The sequence below is a fragment of the Citricoccus alkalitolerans genome, assembly GCF_039528175.1.
In the GTDB taxonomy this organism is placed as follows: domain Bacteria; phylum Actinomycetota; class Actinomycetes; order Actinomycetales; family Micrococcaceae; genus Citricoccus; species Citricoccus alkalitolerans.
Genome location: NZ_BAAALH010000001.1, coordinates 506,997 through 524,939, shown reverse-complemented (window position 1 = coordinate 524,939; position 17,943 = coordinate 506,997). Strand labels below are relative to the sequence as shown.

Here is a 17,943-nt window from a genome sequence, read left to right as displayed (position 1 = left end):
TTCAGTACCGGATCGGACTCGATCCGGGAAAGTCGAATCCAGGGAGCCAAGACAGGCCGAAGCCCGCTGGGACCGAACTGGTCCGCGTGGAGCCTGGATTCCCACCGACCACGGGATCCGCACTCTCAGCAGAACCCGGTCGACATCAGCCCGAGATGGGCTGGCCTGAGCGGTGTGTCTCCACCTTAGCACCCGTGGCGTCCACGGGCAGAATGCTGACACGCCATGGCTGCGCGGACCCCTCGAGGGCTGCCTGCAGGGCCGTCCGGGCACGGTCCGCCTGCTCCATGCCGTCGGCGAGCACCATGACGGTCGGACCGGCCCCGGAGACCACGGCGGCCAGGCCCTGCCGGCGCAGGTCTCGTACCAGTCCGACGGACTCCGGCATGGCAGGCTCCCGCTGGTCCTGGTGCAGCCAGTCGCGCGTGCCGGCCAGCAGCAGTGACGGCTCCTGGGTCAGTGCGTGCACCAGCAGTCCCACGCGGCCGGCGTTCGCGGCGGCCACGTGATGCGGGACCTGTGCGGGCAATAGTCCGCGGGCGGTCTCGGTGCTCAGCGGCCGCGCGGGGATCGCCACCACCGGCACCACCGCGGGATGCGGCCGCATGGCCGAGGAACGGTAGCGGCCATCCTCCTCCCAGGAGACGGTGAGCCCCCCGGTCAGGGCCGGCGCCACGTTGTCCGGATGGCCCTCCAGGTGCGAGGCCGCGTTGAGCAGGTCCGCCTCGGAAGCGCGTTCGTCCTCCGGCAGCAGGACGTCGGCGAGCAGGATGGCGCTGGCGTGGGCAGCGGCGGAGGAGCCGAGCCCACGGCCATGCGGGATCCGGTTGGTGGCCACCAGCTCCAGCCCGGTCACGTCCCAGCCCCGCTCGTGGAGGTATCCGCGCAGCGTGTCGATCACCAGGTGCGAGGAGTCGGTGGGGACCACGCCGGCCCCCTCCCCCTGCACCACAGCCGAGAAACCCTCGCCCACGGTGGTCACCGCCACGTCGTCCCGCAGGTCGAGGGCGAGTCCCATGGAGTCGAATCCGGGGCCGAGATTCGCCGAGGTCGCCGGGACGGAGACGCGCACGGTGACGCCGGCGGGCACGCTCCTCAGGCCCTGTTCCAGGCTCGGTCCCAAACCCTGCTCCGGGCGATTCGGCATCAGGCGAGCCCCAAGGCCTCGGCCACGGCCACGACGTCGAACGGCACCCTCTGCGGTTCGACGTCCGAGCCGTCCGCATTCCTGAGGGCCCACTGCGGGTCCTTGAGTCCGTGACCGGTCACGGTGATGACCCAGCGCTTGCCGGCCGGGACGTTGCCGAGGGCGTGGTGCTTGATGAGTCCCGCGACGCCGGCGGCGGAGGCGGGCTCCACGAACACGCCCTCCCGGGCGGACAGCCAGCGGTGGGCGGCCAGGATCTCCTCATCGGTGACAGAGTCGATCATGCCCCCGGACTCGTCGCGGGCCGCCTCGGCCTGCTCCCAGGAGGCCGGGTTGCCGATGCGGATGGCGGTGGCGATGGTGTCCGGCTCAGTCACGGGATGACCGAGGACGATCGGCGCCGCCCCAGCTGCCTGGAAGCCCCACATCGTGGGCGTCCGGGTGGCCACGGCCGGCAGCTCGACCGGCTCGGATCCAGCCGGGACGGCACCGGGGTGGGGGTTCGTATAGGGCTGGGAGTACTCCTGGTAGCCCTTCCAGTAGGCGGTGATGTTGCCGGCGTTGCCGACGGGCAGCAGGTGATAGTCCGGCGCGTCACCGAGCGCGTCCACCACCTCGAACGCGCCGGTCTTCTGCCCCTCGATGCGGTTCGGGTTCACGGAGTTCACGAGGAAGACCGGGTAGTTCTCGGAGAGCTTGCGCGCCACGTCGAGACAGTTGTCGAAATTGCCGTCCACCTGCAGCAGCGTGGCCCCGTGGGCGATGGCCTGGGAGAGCTTGCCCATGGCGATCTTGCCGTCCGGGACCAGCACGGCGCAGGTCAGCCCGGCCTGGGTGGCGTAAGCGGCGGCGGAGGCCGAGGTGTTGCCGGTGGAGGCGCAGACCACTGCCTTGGCACCCTGCTCCACGGCGGCGGTGATGGCCATGGTCATGCCGCGGTCCTTGAAGGAGCCGGTGGGGTTCATGCCCTCGAACTTCACCCACACCTCACCGTCCACGAGTTGGGACAGGGCCGGGGCCTCGATCAGCGGCGTGCCGCCCTCGCCGAGGGTGACCACCCGGGTGCTCTTGCTGACGGGCAGGCGGTCGGAGTATTCGCGGATGACCCCGCGCCATTGGTGTGCCACTGTCTTCAGTTCCCTTCGACTCGCAGGACCGAAACCACTTCGGTCACCACGTCCAGTTCCTTGATGGTGGCCACGGTGGCCGCCAAGTTCTGCTCCTTGGCCTCGTGCGTGATGATGCGCAAGAGTGACTCGGGAGCCTCATCGGTGTAGGCCTCGTCGGACTCCTCGACCACGAGGTCGTCCTCAGCCAGGGGGACCTGGCGCATGGACACGATCGAGACACCGTGTTCGGCGACGGCCGAGGCGATGGCGGCCAGCACGCCGGGGCGGTCCGCCACCCGGATGACGATCATGTAGCTCGTGCGCGCCTCCCCCACGGGCAGGGCCGGCACCACTGACCGCGGGGTGTGCGTGCGGCCGGCTCCGCCGCGGACCAGCCGGCGGGCGATGGAGACGGTGTCCCCCATGACGGCGCTGGCCGTGGGTGCCCCGCCGGCACCGGGGCCGTAGAACATCAGCTCGCCGGCGTTCTGCGCCTCGACGAACACGGCGTTGAACGCGCCGCGGACGGCGGCCAGCGGGTGCTCGCGCGGCAGCAGGGTCGGGTGCACGCGCAGGACGGCGCCGGCGGTACCGTCAACAGCCGTGATCCGCTCGGCGATCGCCAGCAGTTTGATGACGTAGCCGGCCTCGGAGGCGGCCTCGTTGTCCGCGGCGGTGATCCTGGTGATGCCCTCGCAGTAGACCTCGTCGATCCGGAACGGTGCGTGGAAGGCGAGGTTGGCGAGGATCGCGGCCTTGGCGGCCGCGTCATGGCCCTCGATGTCGGCAGTCGGGTCGGCCTCGGCGTAGCCGAGCTCCTGGGCATCCGCGAGAGCATCATCAAAGGCTGCCCCGGTGGAGTCCATCTGGTCCAGGATGTAGTTCGTCGTGCCGTTGGCGATGCCCATCACGCGGGTGACGGTGTCCCCGGCCAGGGAGTCCCGCAACGGACGCAGGATCGGGATGGCCCCGGCCACGGACGCCTCGAAGGAGAGCTGGGTGCCTGCCTCGGCGGCGGCCGCGAACAACTCCGAGCCGGACTGGGCCAGCAAGGCCTTGTTGCCTGTGACCACGGCTGAGCCGTTGCCGATGGCCCGTTCGATGAGCGACTTGGCGGGCTCGATGCCACCCATCAGCTCCAGCACGATGTCGGCGGAATCCACCAGCGCCTCGGCATCCGTGGTGTACAGCTCGCGGGGCAACTGGTAGTCGCGACGTCCGTCCGGGTTGCGGACGAAGACGCCGGCCAGTTCCAGGCGCGTGCCCACGCGGGCGGCCAGCATCTCGGCGTCCTCCGTGAGGATCCGGGCCACTTGGGAGCCGACGGTGCCGGCGCCCAGCAGCGCGATCTTCAGGGCCGGCTGCGGGGCGTGGGGCGCGGACGGGGTCGTGGCGGTCATGGTCCTCCGTTGGTTCTGGGGGATGGAACAGTGGGGGTCGAAAAGTGGGGGGCTCCGCTACAGACCGGTCTCGCGGGCGAAGAGGTCCTCTTCGGTCTCGCGGCGAATGATCACGCGGGCCTGACCGCCCCGGACCGCGACGACGGCCGGCCGGGTGAGCATGTTGTAGTTGCTGGACAGTGAATGGCAGTACGCACCGGTGGCGGGCACAGCCAGCAGGTCGCCGCGGGCCACGTCATCCGGCAGGTAGGCATCCTTGACAACGATATCCCCGGACTCGCAGTGCTTGCCCACCACCCGGGAGAGGACAGCCGGCGCGCCGGAGACGCGGGAGGCCAGTGCCACGGAATAGTCGGCCTCATAGAGGACGGGGCGGGCGTTGTCCGACATGCCGCCGTCCACGGAGACGTAGCGGCGGGGGTGGGTGGCGCCATGGTCACCGTCCACGGTCACGGTCTTGCGGACCCCCGCCTCATACAGGGTGAAGGCGGCCGGGCCGGAGATGGCACGGCCCGGTTCGATCGAGATCCGCGGGCAGTCCATCTCCAGTGCCTCGCACGCTGCGCCGACCACGCCGGCCAGCGTGGTGGCAATGTCCTGCGGCGTCCGCGGGGCGTCCGCGGCGGTGTAGGCGATGCCGTGCCCGCCGCCGAGGTCCAGCTCCTCCAGCTCGACACCGTGCTCCGCCTTGATATCGGCGAGGAAGCCCAGCAGCTTCTCGGCGGCGACGCCGAAGCCCTCGGGCTCGAAGATCTGCGAGCCGATGTGGCAGTGCAGTCCGCGCAGGTCGACGGACCCGGCCGCCAGGGCCCGAGCGACGGCCTCGGCGGGCCGCGGCCCGGCCGTCGCCNCCGCGCGACCCGGCCGTTCCAGCAGACCCGGCCGCACCAACAGAGCCGTCAGTTCCGACAGAGCCGCCAGTCCCCGCCATCGAGAGCCCGAATTTCTGGTCCTCGTGGGCAGTGGCGATGAAATCATGGGTGTGAGCGTGCACGCCGGGCGTCAGCCGCAGCATCACGGGTGCGACAGCACCGACCTCGGCAGCCAGCTCGGCGAGCCGGTCCAGCTCGTCCAGAGAGTCCACGACGATCCGCCCCACCCCGGCGGTCAGGGCCCGGCGCATCTCGTCATCGGACTTGTTGTTGCCGTGCAATCCGATGTGCGCGGGCTCGACGCCGGCGCGCAGCGCGGTGGCCATCTCGCCCCCGGAGGCGGTGTCCAGACGTAGGCCCTCTTCAGTCACCCAGCGGGCCGCCGGGGTGCACAGGAACGACTTGCCCGCGTAATAGACGTCCACGCCCCCGCACAGGTCGGCGAAGGCGTCATTGAAGGCGTCACGGAAGGCGCGGGCCCGGGCGCGGAAGTCGTCCTCGTCGAGGACGAGGAGCGGTGTCCCGTAGTCCCGGGCCAGCTGGGAGGCGGGCAGGCCCTGGACGGCGATCTCGCCGTCGTCATTCCGTTCCACTCCGGCGGCCCAGAGCTTGGTGACCAGGGCGTTCGGGTCTTCGGGGTAGTCGAGCCAATCGGGTGCCAGGGGCGAGGCCTTGCCAGTCGGACCAATCACGGTCACATCCGTTCCGGGGCGCTCACGCCCAGCAGGTCGAGTCCATTGGCGAGCACCTGCGCGGTGGCCTCGTTGAGCCACAGACGGGTGCGGTTGAGGTCGGTGACGTCCCCCGGCTGCACGTCGCCGGTCCTGCCCTCGGCCACGGGCACGATCCGGCACGCGGCATACCAGGAATGGTATGCGCCGGCGACGACCTCGAGGTGGCGAGCCACGCGGTGCGGTTCGCGGAATTCGGCCGCCTGGGCCACGATCGACGGAAATTCGCCGAGCCGGGCCAGCAGATCCGATTCGGTCGCATGCGTCAGCAGTGCGGCGTCGAAGACGGAACGGTCGACGCCGGCCGACTCGGCCGTGCGTGCCGCGCCGCGGGACCGGGCATGGGCGTATTGCACGTAGAACACCGGGTTGTCATTGGTCTTGGACGTGAGGATCTCCGGGTCGATGGTGATCGGGGAGTCCGCCGGATACCGGGCCAGCGAGTAGCGCAGCGCATCCGCCCCGAGCCAGTCGATGAGGTCCTTGAGCTCGATGATGTTGCCGGCCCGCTTGGACAGCTTGGCTCCGTTGACGGAGATCAGCTGTCCGATGAGCACCTCGATGTTGCGTGCCGGGTCGTCACCTGCGCAGGCGGCGATGGCCTTGAGGCGGCCGACGTAGCCGTGGTGGTCCGCGCCGAGCAGATAGATCTTCTCGATGAAGCCGCGGTCCTTCTTGGACAGGTAGTACGCGGCGTCCGCCGCGAAGTAGGTGGGCTCCCCGTTGGCGCGGATGAGCACGCGATCCTTGTCATCCCCGAAGTCGGTGGTGCGCAGCCAGACAGCATCCTCACGGTCGTCGATGTGGCCCTGCTCGCGCAACCGCTGCACGGCGTGTCCGATGGCACCGGACTCGTGCAAGTCCTTCTCGGAGAACCAGACATCGAAGTGCACGCCGAATTGGCCCAGCGTGTCCCGGATGTCCTGCATCTGGTGGCGGTAGGCCGCCTCCCGGATGACCGGGAGGGCCGCCTCCTCGGTGAGGGCGGTGACGTCCGGGTGCTCGGTGCGCACCTGGGTGGCCAGGTCCTGGATGTACTCCCCCGGGTAACCGCCCTCCGGCACGGGCAGGCCGTGCAGGCGGTTGTAGACCGACTGGGCGAACACGTTCATCTGGTGGCCGGCGTCGTTGATGTAGTACTCGGCCGTGACCTCGGCTCCCGAGGCGCGCAGCACCCGGGAGATCGCGTCGCCGAGCGCGGCCCACCGGGTATGGCCGATGTGCAGGGGGCCCGTGGGGTTCGCGGAGACGAACTCCATATTGACCACGCTGCCCGCCAGGGCGGTGTTCCGGCCATAGGCTGCTCCGGCCTCCACGACGGTGCGGGCCAACTCGCCCGCGGCCGCGGCGTCGAGCGTGACGTTCAGGAAGCCGGGGCCGGCGATGTCCACACGGGCCACACCGGGGACCTGCGCCAGCTTCTCGGCGAGCAGCGCCGCGAGATCGCGCGGGGCCAGGCCGGCCTTCTTGCCCAATTGCATGGCCACGTTGGTGGCCCAGTCGCCATGCTCTCGGTTCTTCGGGCGCTCCACCTTGATCGTGGTGGGCACCTCCACTGAGATCTCGCCGGAATCAACGGCATCCTGCAGGCAAACGGCCAGGGCTGTGGAAAGGTCTTCGGGGGTCACCCGCGACAGTCTAATGTTCTGGCGGTCCCCGTCCGTAACCGGAGCGGGACCCACCGGGGACCGCCAGCCGGTTTCCCGCACCGGCCCAGCATGGGGTAGGGTTATCAAGTCCTGATCGGCCCGCCGATTGAGTGACCCCCGCCTCCGTAGCTCAGGGGATAGAGCGTCTGCCTCCGGAGCAGAAGGCCGCAGGTTCGATTCCTGCCGGGGGCACCATCATCTCCTCGTTGATCGCTTCCCACCGGGCAGTCGGGCCAGGCGACGGTACACCGTCAGCGTGGAGTTCGTGGGTGTCAGGCGCTGGTCCCGGATTCCGGGCCGGTCCGCGTCCGCGGCAGGACGCCGATGACCTGGCCGGCCGCATCGAGGACATCGAGCCGGTCTCCGGAAGCGTCCGGGATGAGCCGGGCGGACACGGCCCCGTTGAGCCAGGTGTCCACGCCCTCGCAGAACATCATCGTCGAGACCAGACGTCCGAAATCCACCCGCTCCGCCGTCAGGGTCCACTCCCCCATCAGGCGGTTGCAGCCGTCGGAACCGTGCAGCCGGCCATCGGCCTCGAAGCCCAGCCACGGTTGGCCCGGGGCGTCGGAGCCCCAACGGCGATCGATGAGTTCGGCAGCGAGCTCTTCCATCACGCCATCGTAGGGCAGACGATGCCGTCATGGTCGACAGAAATCCGGGGGCAGGAGACACGGTGGAGGGCAGCGCTGCGGGAGAAGCGGTGGACAGAAGCACCGCCCTCGCTTTCATCATCGCCTGCCAACAGGACCCCGCCACCGGCACCGCCTTCCTTGGGGAGGACGCAGCCGGGATCGAGGCCGAACTCGAGGGCCTGGACCAGCCCTGGCTGCGGGGCCTGAGCATCGCGGAACAGGACGGCACGGTCATCGCCGCGTGCACCGTCGACTGGGATCCGGAGCCGTCGATGGCCTGGGTCCACGGCCCGTGGGGTACTCCCGAGCAGGTGGCCCGCCACGGCGCCGCCCTGGTGGCTGCGGTGTGCGACGCCGTCCCGGCAGGCATCGAACGCTTCGAGATGTGCGGCCACGTGGCGAACGTGTCCATGGCCGCCCTGGCCACCGACCTGGGCTGGATCGCCACGGAGGTGAACTACGCCATGGTGGTCCCGGCGTCCACGGCGGCGCGGTGGACGGCGCCCCCGGTGCGTCTCCGTGAACCGGTGCGCATCCGCCCAGCGGAGCCAGCCGACGTCGGGCACCTGGAACCGCTGCACACGGCCGAGTTCGGTGAGGCCTACGCGACGGCCACCCAATTGCTCTCCCGCCACCACACGGTGGTGGCGGTGGATCCTACCGGGGCGGTGCTCGGCTACGCCGCGGGCTCTCTCCAGGATGACGGCCAGGCCTACGTGGACTTCACGGCCGTGGTTCCCGGGGCTCGGCGCCTCGGGCTGGGCCGCCGGCTCGTCATCGGACTCGCCGAACGGCTCCTGGCCGCGGGAGACCCCGAGATGCTTCACCTGACCGTGCGGGAGTCCCGGGCGGCGGCTCATTCCCTGTACCTGTCCCTGGGGATGCGCCAGGACGCGGCACTTCAAGGCTACCGGGGGCCGCGGGTGACGGCCCAGCACGCCGGGTGAACCGCCCATCCCACCCCCTCAGGGCTGGGAGGCGACGAACTTCTTGCCCTTGGACACGGCGACAGCCTCGTCGAACTCGGCGCTGATCTCGGCCGTCTTCGCGGCTTCCGGGCGGTGGGTCGCCAGGGAGACGATGATGCCCACGATGGCAGCCAGCACGAAGCCGGGCACGATCTCGTACATCTCGAAGATCCCTCCCCAGGCCTCGTCCGGCATGTTGCCCCACCAGAAGACGATGACGGCGCCGACCACCAGCGAGGACAGGGAGCCCCAGGCGTTGAACTTCTTCCAGAAGAGGGCCAGGATCACCACCGGCCCGAAGGAGGCGCCGAAGCCGGCCCAGGCGAAGCTGACGAGGTCGAGGACACTGGCCTCGGGATCGAGGGCGATGAGGATAGCGATGATGGCCACCAGGACGACACTGCCGCGGCCCAGCCACAGCTCGCTCCGGACACTGGCCTTGCGCCCGAAGAGCTTGTAGAGGTCCTCCACCAGGGCGGAGGAGCACACGATCAGCTGGGAGGAGATCGTGGACATCACGGCGGCCAGCACGGCCGCGAGGACCAGTCCGGCCACGAGGGGGTGGAACAGGATCTGCGCCAACACCAGGAACACCGTCTCCGGATCGTCCAGCGTGATGCCGGGGCTCGCCTGGACGTAGGCGATGCCCACCAGCGCGGTCATGATGGCGCCGAAGGCACAGATGGCCATCCAGGCCACACCGATGCGCCGTCCGGCCACGGCGTCCTTCGACGAACGCAGTGCCATGAAGCGGACGATGATGTGGGGCTGCCCGAAGTAGCCCAGTCCCCAGGCCAGCGCGGAGATCACCCCGACCCACGTGGCGTTGGCGAGGAAGGACAGCCGGTTGGTGTCCTCGTCCATCCCGGCGTCTGCGGACCCGATCAGATCGACCATCTCGCCCCAGCCACCCAGGCTGATGATGGCGACCACCGGGACGGCGAGGAGTGCGGCCAGCATGAGCAGGCCCTGGACCACATCGGTCAACGAGGCACCGAGGAAGCCGCCGAACAGGGTGTAGACGATGGTCACGCCGGCCACGAGCAGCATGCCGACGAGGTAGGTCGAGTCGAACGAGGACTCGAAGAACTTGCCGCCGGCCACCATGCCGGAGGACACGTAGAAGGTGAAGTAGACCAGCACGATCCCGCCGGCCACGATCCGCAGCACATGCGTGCGGTCACGGAAGCGGTTCTCCAGGAACGAGGGGATGGTAATGGAGTTCCGGGCCACCTCGGTGTAGGACCGCAGCCGCGGCGCGATGAACTTCCAGTTCAACCAAGCGCCGATCGTGAGGCCGACGGCGATCCAGGCCTCGACCAGACCAGAGGCGAAGACCGCGCCGGGCAGCCCGAGGAGCAGCCAGCCGGACATGTCTGACGCACCGGCGGAGAGCGCCGCCACGAACGGCGGTAGCTTGCGACCGGCCAGCATGTAGTCGTCGAGGTCGTTGTTCTTCCGGGATGCGTAGAAGCCGATGGCCAGCATCGCGGCGAAGTACAACAGGATCGCTATGAGTTTGAAGGTGGTGTCCATCATCTCCTCGTCCCCAAGGCGCCTCATGGCCCGGGACATCGACATCAGGGTGCGGTGGGGTCACCCTTTCACGTGAAGGGGGTCACCGCCAGCCGGTCACCACCATCCGCCGTACCGGGCCGACGCGGATCGGCCCCGGCGCCTACTGGAGCAGGGTCTTGTCGTCCAGCGTGGCACCCTTGATCTTCTCGAACTCGCCGAGCAGGTCCCGCACGGTCTTGCCGCGCTTCTGCTCCGCATCGAGGTCGAGGATGATCTGGCCGTCGTGCATCATGACCAGTCGGTTGCCCACCCGCAGTGCCTGTTCCATGTTGTGCGTGACCATCAGCGTGGTGAGCCCCTGATCCGTGACGATCTGCTCGGTCAGCCGGGTGACCAGCTCGGCACGCTGCGGATCGAGGGCGGCGGTGTGCTCGTCCAGCAGCAGGATCCGCGGGTCCGAGAATGTGGCCATGAGCAGGCTCAGGGCCTGACGCTGGCCACCGGAGAGCAGCCCGACCTTGGCCTTGAGCCGGTCCTCAAGGCCCAGTTCCAGGACGGAGAGCTCCTCCGCGAAACGGCGGCGCTTGGCATTGGTGACACCTCGACCCAGCACCCGGGTGGCACCGCGCTTGTCCGCGATCGCCATGTTCTCCTCGATGCTCAGGTGCGGCGCGGTTCCCGCCATCGGGTCCTGGAACACCCGACCGACCAGCGCGGCGCGGCGGTGGTCCTTGAGCCGCGTGACATTGCGTCCATCGATCGTCACGGTCCCGGAGTCCGGGGTCAGTCCGCCCGAGATCACGTTCAGCACCGTGGACTTGCCGGCCCCGTTGGAACCGATCACCGTGACGAAGTCGCCCTCGCGCAGGTGCAGCTCGATCCCCCGCAGGGCGCGCCGCTCGTTGACGGTGCCCGGGAAGAACGTCTTGTTCACGCCAGTCAGTGTCAGCATCAGCGGGTACCTCCTGCGGTGGGGGTGTCCGGTGCGCCCGCGGATGCACCGGCGGTCGCACTGGCCGGCGACGGCGGCGCCTCGGCTCCCGCGGCGGCGGCACCGCCCGGATCCGCCCGGTTCAGCAATGCCTTGCGGCGCCGGAAGAACGGCATCTGCGGCACCACCAGGGCGATCACCACCAGCACGGCCGAGACGAGCTTCATGTCGTTCGGGTCCAGACCCACCGTGAGGGCCAGCTGGATGGCCACCCGGTAGAGGACAGATCCGGCGATGACGGCCAGGACGGCCACGAGGATCGAGCGCGTGCCGAAGATGGCCTGGCCCAGGATCACGGACGCCAGGCCGGCGATGATGAGGCCGATGCCCATGCCGATGTCCGCGAAGCCCTGGAACTGGGCCACCACGGCGCCGCTGAGTCCGACGAGGGCGTTGGACAGCGCCAGGCCCAGGATCTTCTGGTTGTCCGTGTTGACCCCGTACGAGCGGATCATCTTCTCGTTGTCACCGGTGGCCTGCATCGCCAGGCCGAGGTCCGTGTGCAGGAACCAGGCCAGGACGAACGCCAGCAGGATGGCCACGGCCGCGAAGATGCCGATAGAACCCCAGCCGCCGATCAGCCCGGCCTCCTTGAGCGGACTGATGGCCGTCTCCTCGCCCAGCAGTGGGACATTGGCCTTGGCCATGATCCGCAGGTTGATCGAGTACAGCGCGATCTGGGTGAGGATCCCGGCCAGCAGACCGTTGATGCGTCCCTTGGTGTGCAGCAGGCCCGTGATCACGCCCGCCAGGAATCCCGCCACGAAGGCCAGCAGGAAGGTCAGGTACGGGTTCACCCCGTTGACGATCGAGATGGCGGCGACGGCCGCGCCCGTGGTGAACGAGCCGTCCACCGTCAGGTCTGGGAAGTCGAGGATGCGGAAGGTCACGTAGACCCCGAGGGCCATGATCGCGTAAATCAGGCCCAGCTCGATGGCGGTGTTCATGAAGGGACGCCTACTCCTGGCCCACCACGTGGTCGGCCTCGTCGATCATTGACTGGGGGATCTCCACGCCCATGGCCTCGGCAGCAGCCGGGTTCACGTACAACTCCGGTTCGGTGAGGGTCTCCACCGGCATGGTGGCAGGGTCTGCACCCTCGGTCAGGATGCGGAGGGCCATGTCCGCCGTCTGCGCTCCGAGCTTGTCATAGCTCAGGCCGTAGGTGGCCACCCCGCCGCGCTCCACCGAATCGCCCTCGGCGGGGATCAGAGGGATCTGGCGGTCCTGGGCCACACCGATCAGGGTCTCCAGGGCGGACACCACCGCATTGTCGGTGGGCACGTAGAGGGCGTCGACATCGGAGAGCGAGTTCGCGGCCTGCTGCACCTCGGAGGAGTTGGAGACGGTGGCCTCGACGATCTCCAGGCCCAGTTCCTCTGCGGCCTCCTTGGCCCATTCGACCTGGACCTCCGAGTTGACCTCACCGGAGGAGTAGACGATGCCCACCGTCGTGGCCTCCGGATCCAGCTCGGTCAGCAGGGTCAACTGCTCCAGCACGGGGTTGGCGTCGGAGGTGCCCGTGACATTGCCGCCGGGGGCCTCGTTCGACTCCACCAGGTTGGCCGAGACCGGATCGGTCACGGCGGTGAAGAGCACCGGGACGTCGGTGATGGCCTGGGCGGCGGTCTGAGCCGACGGGGTGGCGATCGCGAGCACGAGATCGTGGTCGGCGGAGGCGAAGGAACCGGCGATGGTGTTGGCGGTCGCCTGGTCACCCTGGGCGTTCTGGACGTCCAAGGTGATGTCCAGGCCGGACTCCTCGATCCGTGCCTCGAACCCGGCGCGGGCCGCGTCCAGGGAGGCGTGGGCGAGGAACTGCGACACACCGATGGAGTAGGACTCGGCGCCGTCGCCGCCCTCGGTTCCGGAGCCGCCGTCGCCTCCGTCATTGCCGCAGGCAGTCAGGGCGAGTGCGGAGACGGCGAGCAGCGCTCCTGCACGGAGTCCGGTGCGATTCTTCTGGCTACCGAGCATCATGGGGGTCCTTTCACCACGCCGTACGCCGGGTGGACGCTGGTGCGCCGGTGCGAGGGATCCGGGGTACGACGGTTACCCACACTAGTCGTGTTTGACGTAACGCGGATCACTTATCGGACCGTCTGTCCTCCTCGAACCATCAGCGCTCCGGTTTCGTCCACCGTCGCGGCACTGGCGGCCTCTCATGTCCAGACGCGGCGGTCGGCTAGTACGTTTGTTCGATGCCGGAGAGTATGCCCACCGGCCCGCGCGCCCCCCGTAGACTGGCCGGTGCCATGTCCGAAGCCACAACGCACCCCTCCGTGCACGCCTCCACCATTCGCCTGGAATACCCACCGAACCTGCCCGTCTCCGCCGAACGGGACCGGATCATGGGTGCCATCCGTGACCACCAGGTCGTCATCGTGGCCGGTGAGACCGGGTCGGGCAAGACCACCCAGCTGCCCAAGATGCTCCTCGAACTGGCCGACGAGGGAGTGCTGGATGCCGAGCGGATGATCGGTCACACCCAGCCCCGGCGCCTGGCCGCCCGCTCCGTGGCCGAACGCATCGCCCACGAGCTCGGCACGGAGATCGGCTCCGACGTCGGCTACCAGGTCCGCTTCACGGCCCAGACGTCGGCAAGGACACGGGTCAAAGTCATGACGGACGGCATCCTGCTCGCCGAGATCCAGCATGACCCATTGTTGTCCAGGTACTCCGCGATCATCATCGATGAGGCCCACGAACGCAGCCTCAACATCGACTTCCTGCTCGGATACCTCAAGCGCCTGCTGCCGCAGCGCCACGACCTGCGCGTCATCATCACCTCCGCGACCATCGATCCTGAGTCCTTCGCCGCCCACTTCGCACTGCCCGATGCCGCTGGTCAGGACGAGCCGGCCCCGATCATCGAGGTCTCCGGCCGCACTTATCCCGTGGAGATCCGCTACCGCCCCCTGGACGCCCCGCGCCGAGGCGGCACACAAGGAGGGACGGAGGGCCCCGGCGACGCGGACCGTGATTCCTCTGCCCCCTCCGGATCCTCGGAGTTCGACGCTGACACCGAGGAGGAGTCCCGCGACCCCGTGGACGCGGTGTGCGATGCCGTGGACGAGCTGTCCCGCGAGCCGGACGGGGACATCCTCGTGTTCTTCTCCGGCGAGCGGGAGATCCGTGATGCCGCGGAGGCCTTGGCCCCTCGCGTCGCCGCCAACCGCCGCCTCGGGGACGCGGAGATCCTGCCGCTCTACGGGCGGCTGTCCATGGCCGAACAGCACCGCGTATTCTCCACTGGTCCCAAGCGGCGCATCGTCCTGGCGACCAACGTGGCGGAGACCTCGTTGACCGTTCCCGGGATCAAGTACGTCATCGACACCGGTACGGCCCGTATCTCCCGGTACTCCCACCGCACCAAGGTCCAGCGACTGCCGATCGAGCGCATCAGCCAGGCCAGCGCCAACCAGCGGTCCGGGCGTTCGGGCCGTACCTCGGACGGCATCGCGATCCGCCTCTACTCGCAGGAGGACTTCGAGTCCCGCCCCGAGTTCACCGACCCGGAGATTCTGCGCACCAACCTCGCGGCCGTCATCCTGCAGATGTGCTCCATGGGTGTGGCGACCACCCCGGCCGACGTCGGCGACTTCCCCTTCCTGCAGCCGCCGGACTCCCGCCAGGTCACCGACGGTGCCGCCCTGCTGACCGAGCTGGGGGCCCTGAACAGCGGCCAGCCGGATGAGCGCGGCAGGTCCTACCCCAAGGGCACCATCACGCCGGTCGGCCGGAAACTGGCCCGGCTCCCCGTGGACCCGCGCCTGGGCCGGATGATCGTCGAGGCCGGCGAGCGCGGCTGCGTACGGGAGGTCATGGTCCTCGCCGCGGCCCTGACCATCCAGGATCCTCGCGAGCGCCCCACCGAACAGCGTGCTCAGGCCGACGAGCAGCACTCCCGCTTCAAGGACGAGAACTCCGACTTCTCGGCACTGTTGAACCTGTGGGCCTACCTGCGCGAGCAGCAGAAGGAACTGTCCGGCAACCAGTTCCGCCGGATATGCCGCACCGAGTACATCAACTACCTGCGTGTCCGTGAGTGGCAGGACCTGGTCCAACAGCTGCGCCAACTGGCCAAGCCGCTGGGCATCTCCGTCTCCGCCGGGCCTGTTGACCCGGTGGGACAGCACGAGCCCGTGCACCGGTCACTGCTGACCGGCCTGCTGTCTCACATCGGAGCCTGGGACGAACGCAAGCGCGACTACCAGGGTGCCCGCAACACGAGGTTCGCGGTGTTCCCGGGCTCGGCGCTGTTCAAGAAGAGGCATGCCTTCGTCATGGCTGCCGAGCTCGTGGAGACCTCTCGGCTCTGGGCCCGGATGGTCGCCAAGATCGATCCGGTCTGGGCCGTGGAGGCCGCCGGCGCCCTGGCGAAGAGGACCTACAACGAGCCCCACTGGTCTCGGCGCTCCGGCTCGGTGGTCGCGCGGGAGAAGGTCACCCTGTTCGGTGTCACCCTGATCCCGGACCGGCAGGTCCAGTTCTGGCGGATCGACCCGGCCGGCTCCCGTGAGCTGTTCATCCGCCATGCCCTGGTGGAAGGCGATTGGAAGACCCGGCACCACTTCTTCGCCCGCAATCGGGCGGCCTTGGCCGAGGTCGAGGACCTTGAGACGCGCCTGCGCCGCCGCGACCTCCGCGTCTCGGACCAGGAGCTCTTCGACTTCTACGACGCCCGTATCCCGGCCACCGTCGTCTCCGAGCGCCACTTCGACTCCTGGTGGAAGAAGACGCGGCAGACGTCCCCGGACCTGCTGGATCTCGATCAGCAGTCGCTCCTGGCTGTGGACACCGAGGAGCTGGACACGGACCGGTTCCCCACGGTGTTCCACCACCCCACGGACGGGGGCGGCATCGACCTCGAGCTGTCCTACGATTTCAACCCGGCGGCGGGGGCGGGCGAGCCGGACGGCATCACCGTCCTCATCCCGGTCCTGATGCTCAACCAGATGGACCCGGAACGGTTCCGCTGGCTCGTCCCGGGGCTGCGTGTCGACCTGGTGACCTCTCTGATCCGCTCCCTGCCCAAGGCCGTGCGCAAGAATTTCGTGCCGGCGCCGGACGTGGCTCGGGCCGCCGTCGAGCAATTGGACCGGGACGCGGACCCCGCTGCGGACGATCTGCTGCCCGCCCTGGAACTGGCCCTGCGCCGGTTGAAGGGGGTGGTCATCCCCCCGGATTCCTGGGACCTGGCCGCCGTCCCGCCGCACCTGGTGCCCGACTACCGCGTGGTGGACGCCCGCGGTGCCGTGATGGGCACCGGTCAGGACCTCACCGCGCTCCAGGATCGGCTGGCCGGGGCGAACCGCACGGCCATCGCGGAGTCGCTCGCGCGCTCCGGTGGCGGCGGCGCGGGCGGCGACGCCGACTCGGCACCGTCCCCGCAGAACGTCCGGCCCGGCGCCGCTGGCCATCACGCCGGCCGTTCGGCCGACGGGCCGACCAATGCGGCCTTCGCCGAGCGGCACGGTCTGACCGACTGGGTGGTCGGGGACATTCCCCGGAGGGTGGACACCGAGATCTCGGCAGGCTCGACCGGCTCGGGCAGGCAGAGGATCACGGGTTACCCGGGACTCACTGCCGAGACCGCCCGGGACGGGTCGCCCGCCGCGGGTCTGACGGTGTTCCGCACCGAGGAGGATCAGCAGGCTGCGCACCGGGCCGGCGTCGTGAACCTGTTGTTGGCCCTGGTGCCCAGCCCTCAGCGCTACGTCCTGGACCACCTGGACAACCGGGAGAAGCTGACGTTCACGCAGAACCCCCACGGTTCGGTGGAGCAGCTGATCAACGACTGCACCCGCGCCGCCGTGGACCGTCTGGTACCGGAGTCCCTGCCGTTCACCGAGGCCGAGTTCCGCCGGCTGTTCACCACCGTGCGGGCCGAGCTGATCGACACCGTCTTCGCGGTGACGGCCATCGTGGAGCAGGTGTTGTCCCGGGCCACCCAGGTGCGCAAGGAGCTCAAGGGATCGGTGTCCCTGGCCATGGCCCCGGCCCTGAACGACATCAAGGCCCACTTGGAGCAGTTGGTGTTCCCGGGGTTCGTCGCCGCCACCGGGTGGACCCACCTGCAGCACCTGCCCCGGTACCTGCAGGGCATGCTCCGGCGGATCGAGAAGCTCAAGGCGGGCGGCCAGGTGCAGCGCGATGCCCGGGACATGGCCGTGGTGCAGGACCTCGAGGACGCCTTCGATGCCGAGGTGCGGAAGCTGCCAGCCGGCCAGTCCGCCCCGCCCGCTCTGGACGCCGTCCGCTGGCTCATCGAGGAGCTCCGCATCAGCTACTTCGCGCAGGACCTGGGGACGGCCGTCTCCGTCTCGGAGAAGCGGGTGCGCCAGGCTCTGAAGCAGGCTACCGCCTAGACCGGCGACTCCGGGGCAGGGCCAGCTGCTCCGGACTTGGCTCGGCTGGTCCGGGATCGAGTCAGTCCTCGGGTACGTGCTCCGTGTGGCCGGCCACCCGCAGCCCGGCCCGGATCCGTTCGGCAGCCTCGTCGAGGTGCTCGGGCTCGGGGTTGTTGTCCACCTGGTCCAGGTCGAAGTCATCGAGGGAGTTCGACGGCCAGACGTGCACGTGCAGGTGCGGGATCTCGTAGCCGGCCACCATGAGTCCGGCCCGGTGGGCGTTGAAGGCCTGGACCTGGACCTGTCCGATGGCCTGCGCGACGGTCATCAGGTGGGAGACCAGCTCCGGTTCGGCGTCGGTCCAGAGGTCGATCTCAGCACGCGGCACCACAAGGGTGTGGCCCTGGGTCAGGGGTCCGATCGAGAGGAACGCCACGCATGTCTCGTCCTTCCAGACGAACCGGCCGGGCAGTTCTCCGTTGATGATGCGGGTGAAGACGGTGCTCATGGTGTGGCCTCCTGGTACGGGACTGGTGCTCACTACTGCTTCGATCTTCCCCCGGGGGACCG

Annotated in this window: 12 protein-coding genes, 1 tRNA gene and 1 pseudogene; 3 read left to right on the top strand and 11 right to left on the bottom strand. The window is 69.1% G+C overall.

Annotation, left to right across the window (positions count from 1 at the left end; translation table 11 throughout):
• Window positions 1-145: 145 nt before the first annotated feature.
• From thrB to ABD134_RS02315, 5 genes and pseudogenes are all read right to left on the bottom strand, one after another.
• Window positions 146-1,147, bottom strand: coding sequence for a homoserine kinase (gene thrB / locus ABD134_RS02335; protein WP_344226355.1), 1,002 nt, complete (start codon window positions 1,145-1,147; stop codon window positions 146-148).
• Entirely contained in the window at window positions 1,147-2,274 is a 1,128-nt protein-coding gene (thrC, locus tag ABD134_RS02330) for a threonine synthase (protein ID WP_344226353.1), read from the bottom strand. The genes thrB and thrC overlap by 1 nt, the downstream gene beginning before the upstream one ends.
• 5 nt (window positions 2,275-2,279) lie before the next feature.
• Entirely contained in the window at window positions 2,280-3,656 is a 1,377-nt protein-coding gene (locus ABD134_RS02325) for a homoserine dehydrogenase (RefSeq protein ID WP_344226351.1), read from the bottom strand.
• Window positions 3,657-3,713: 57 nt separating this feature from the next.
• Window positions 3,714-5,226, bottom strand: a pseudogene (locus tag ABD134_RS02320) (diaminopimelate decarboxylase family protein).
• Window positions 5,223-6,887: an arginine--tRNA ligase gene (locus ABD134_RS02315; RefSeq protein ID WP_344226350.1), complete on the bottom strand. Its 1,665-nt coding sequence runs from the start codon at window positions 6,885-6,887 to the stop codon at window positions 5,223-5,225. Before ABD134_RS02315 ends, ABD134_RS02320 begins: the two are co-directional and overlap by 4 nt.
• 140 nt (window positions 6,888-7,027) lie before the next feature.
• Here ABD134_RS02315 and ABD134_RS02310 point away from each other — a divergent pair.
• Window positions 7,028-7,103: transfer RNA gene (locus ABD134_RS02310), tRNA-Arg, on the top strand.
• A gap of 77 nt (window positions 7,104-7,180) precedes the next feature.
• On the opposite strand, the gene ABD134_RS02305 is transcribed toward ABD134_RS02310, so the two are convergent.
• The gene (locus ABD134_RS02305; protein ID WP_344226349.1) at window positions 7,181-7,522 is read right to left on the bottom strand and encodes an META domain-containing protein; all 342 of its coding nucleotides are present in this window, start codon (window positions 7,520-7,522) and stop codon (window positions 7,181-7,183) included.
• A 29-nt stretch (window positions 7,523-7,551) separates the two neighbouring features.
• Between ABD134_RS02305 and ABD134_RS02300 the strand changes: the two genes are divergently transcribed.
• Window positions 7,552-8,490 (top strand): GNAT family N-acetyltransferase, encoded by a 939-nt coding sequence (locus ABD134_RS02300; protein ID WP_344226348.1) that lies wholly within the window; start codon window positions 7,552-7,554, stop codon window positions 8,488-8,490.
• An 18-nt stretch (window positions 8,491-8,508) separates the two neighbouring features.
• Here the strand turns inward: ABD134_RS02300 and putP are convergent, their stop codons facing one another.
• The 4 genes from putP to ABD134_RS02280 form a co-directional block, all read right to left on the bottom strand.
• Entirely contained in the window at window positions 8,509-10,050 is a 1,542-nt protein-coding gene (gene putP / locus ABD134_RS02295) for a sodium/proline symporter PutP (protein ID WP_344227619.1), read from the bottom strand.
• A 139-nt stretch (window positions 10,051-10,189) separates the two neighbouring features.
• A complete protein-coding gene (locus ABD134_RS02290) occupies window positions 10,190-10,981 on the bottom strand; it encodes an ABC transporter ATP-binding protein (RefSeq protein WP_344226347.1) in 792 nt (263 codons plus the stop codon).
• Complete coding sequence (locus ABD134_RS02285; protein WP_344226345.1) at window positions 10,981-11,967, bottom strand: ABC transporter permease; 987 nt, start codon at window positions 11,965-11,967, stop codon at window positions 10,981-10,983. Before ABD134_RS02285 ends, ABD134_RS02290 begins: the two co-directional genes overlap by 1 nt.
• A 10-nt stretch (window positions 11,968-11,977) precedes the next feature.
• Window positions 11,978-13,000: an ABC transporter substrate-binding protein gene (locus ABD134_RS02280; RefSeq protein WP_378108383.1), complete on the bottom strand. Its 1,023-nt coding sequence runs from the start codon at window positions 12,998-13,000 to the stop codon at window positions 11,978-11,980.
• 275 nt (window positions 13,001-13,275) lie between these two features.
• Here ABD134_RS02280 and hrpA point away from each other — a divergent pair, with 275 nt between their 5' ends.
• Window positions 13,276-17,391, top strand: a complete 4,116-nt coding sequence (hrpA, locus tag ABD134_RS02275; protein ID WP_344226343.1) for an ATP-dependent RNA helicase HrpA — start codon at window positions 13,276-13,278, stop codon at window positions 17,389-17,391.
• A 61-nt stretch (window positions 17,392-17,452) separates the two neighbouring features.
• Here the strand turns inward: hrpA and ABD134_RS02270 are convergent, their stop codons facing one another.
• On the bottom strand, window positions 17,453-17,881 hold the full coding sequence (locus ABD134_RS02270) for an HIT family protein (protein ID WP_344226341.1): 429 nt from the start codon (window positions 17,879-17,881) through the stop codon (window positions 17,453-17,455).
• Between the last annotated feature and the right edge of the window lie 62 nt (window positions 17,882-17,943).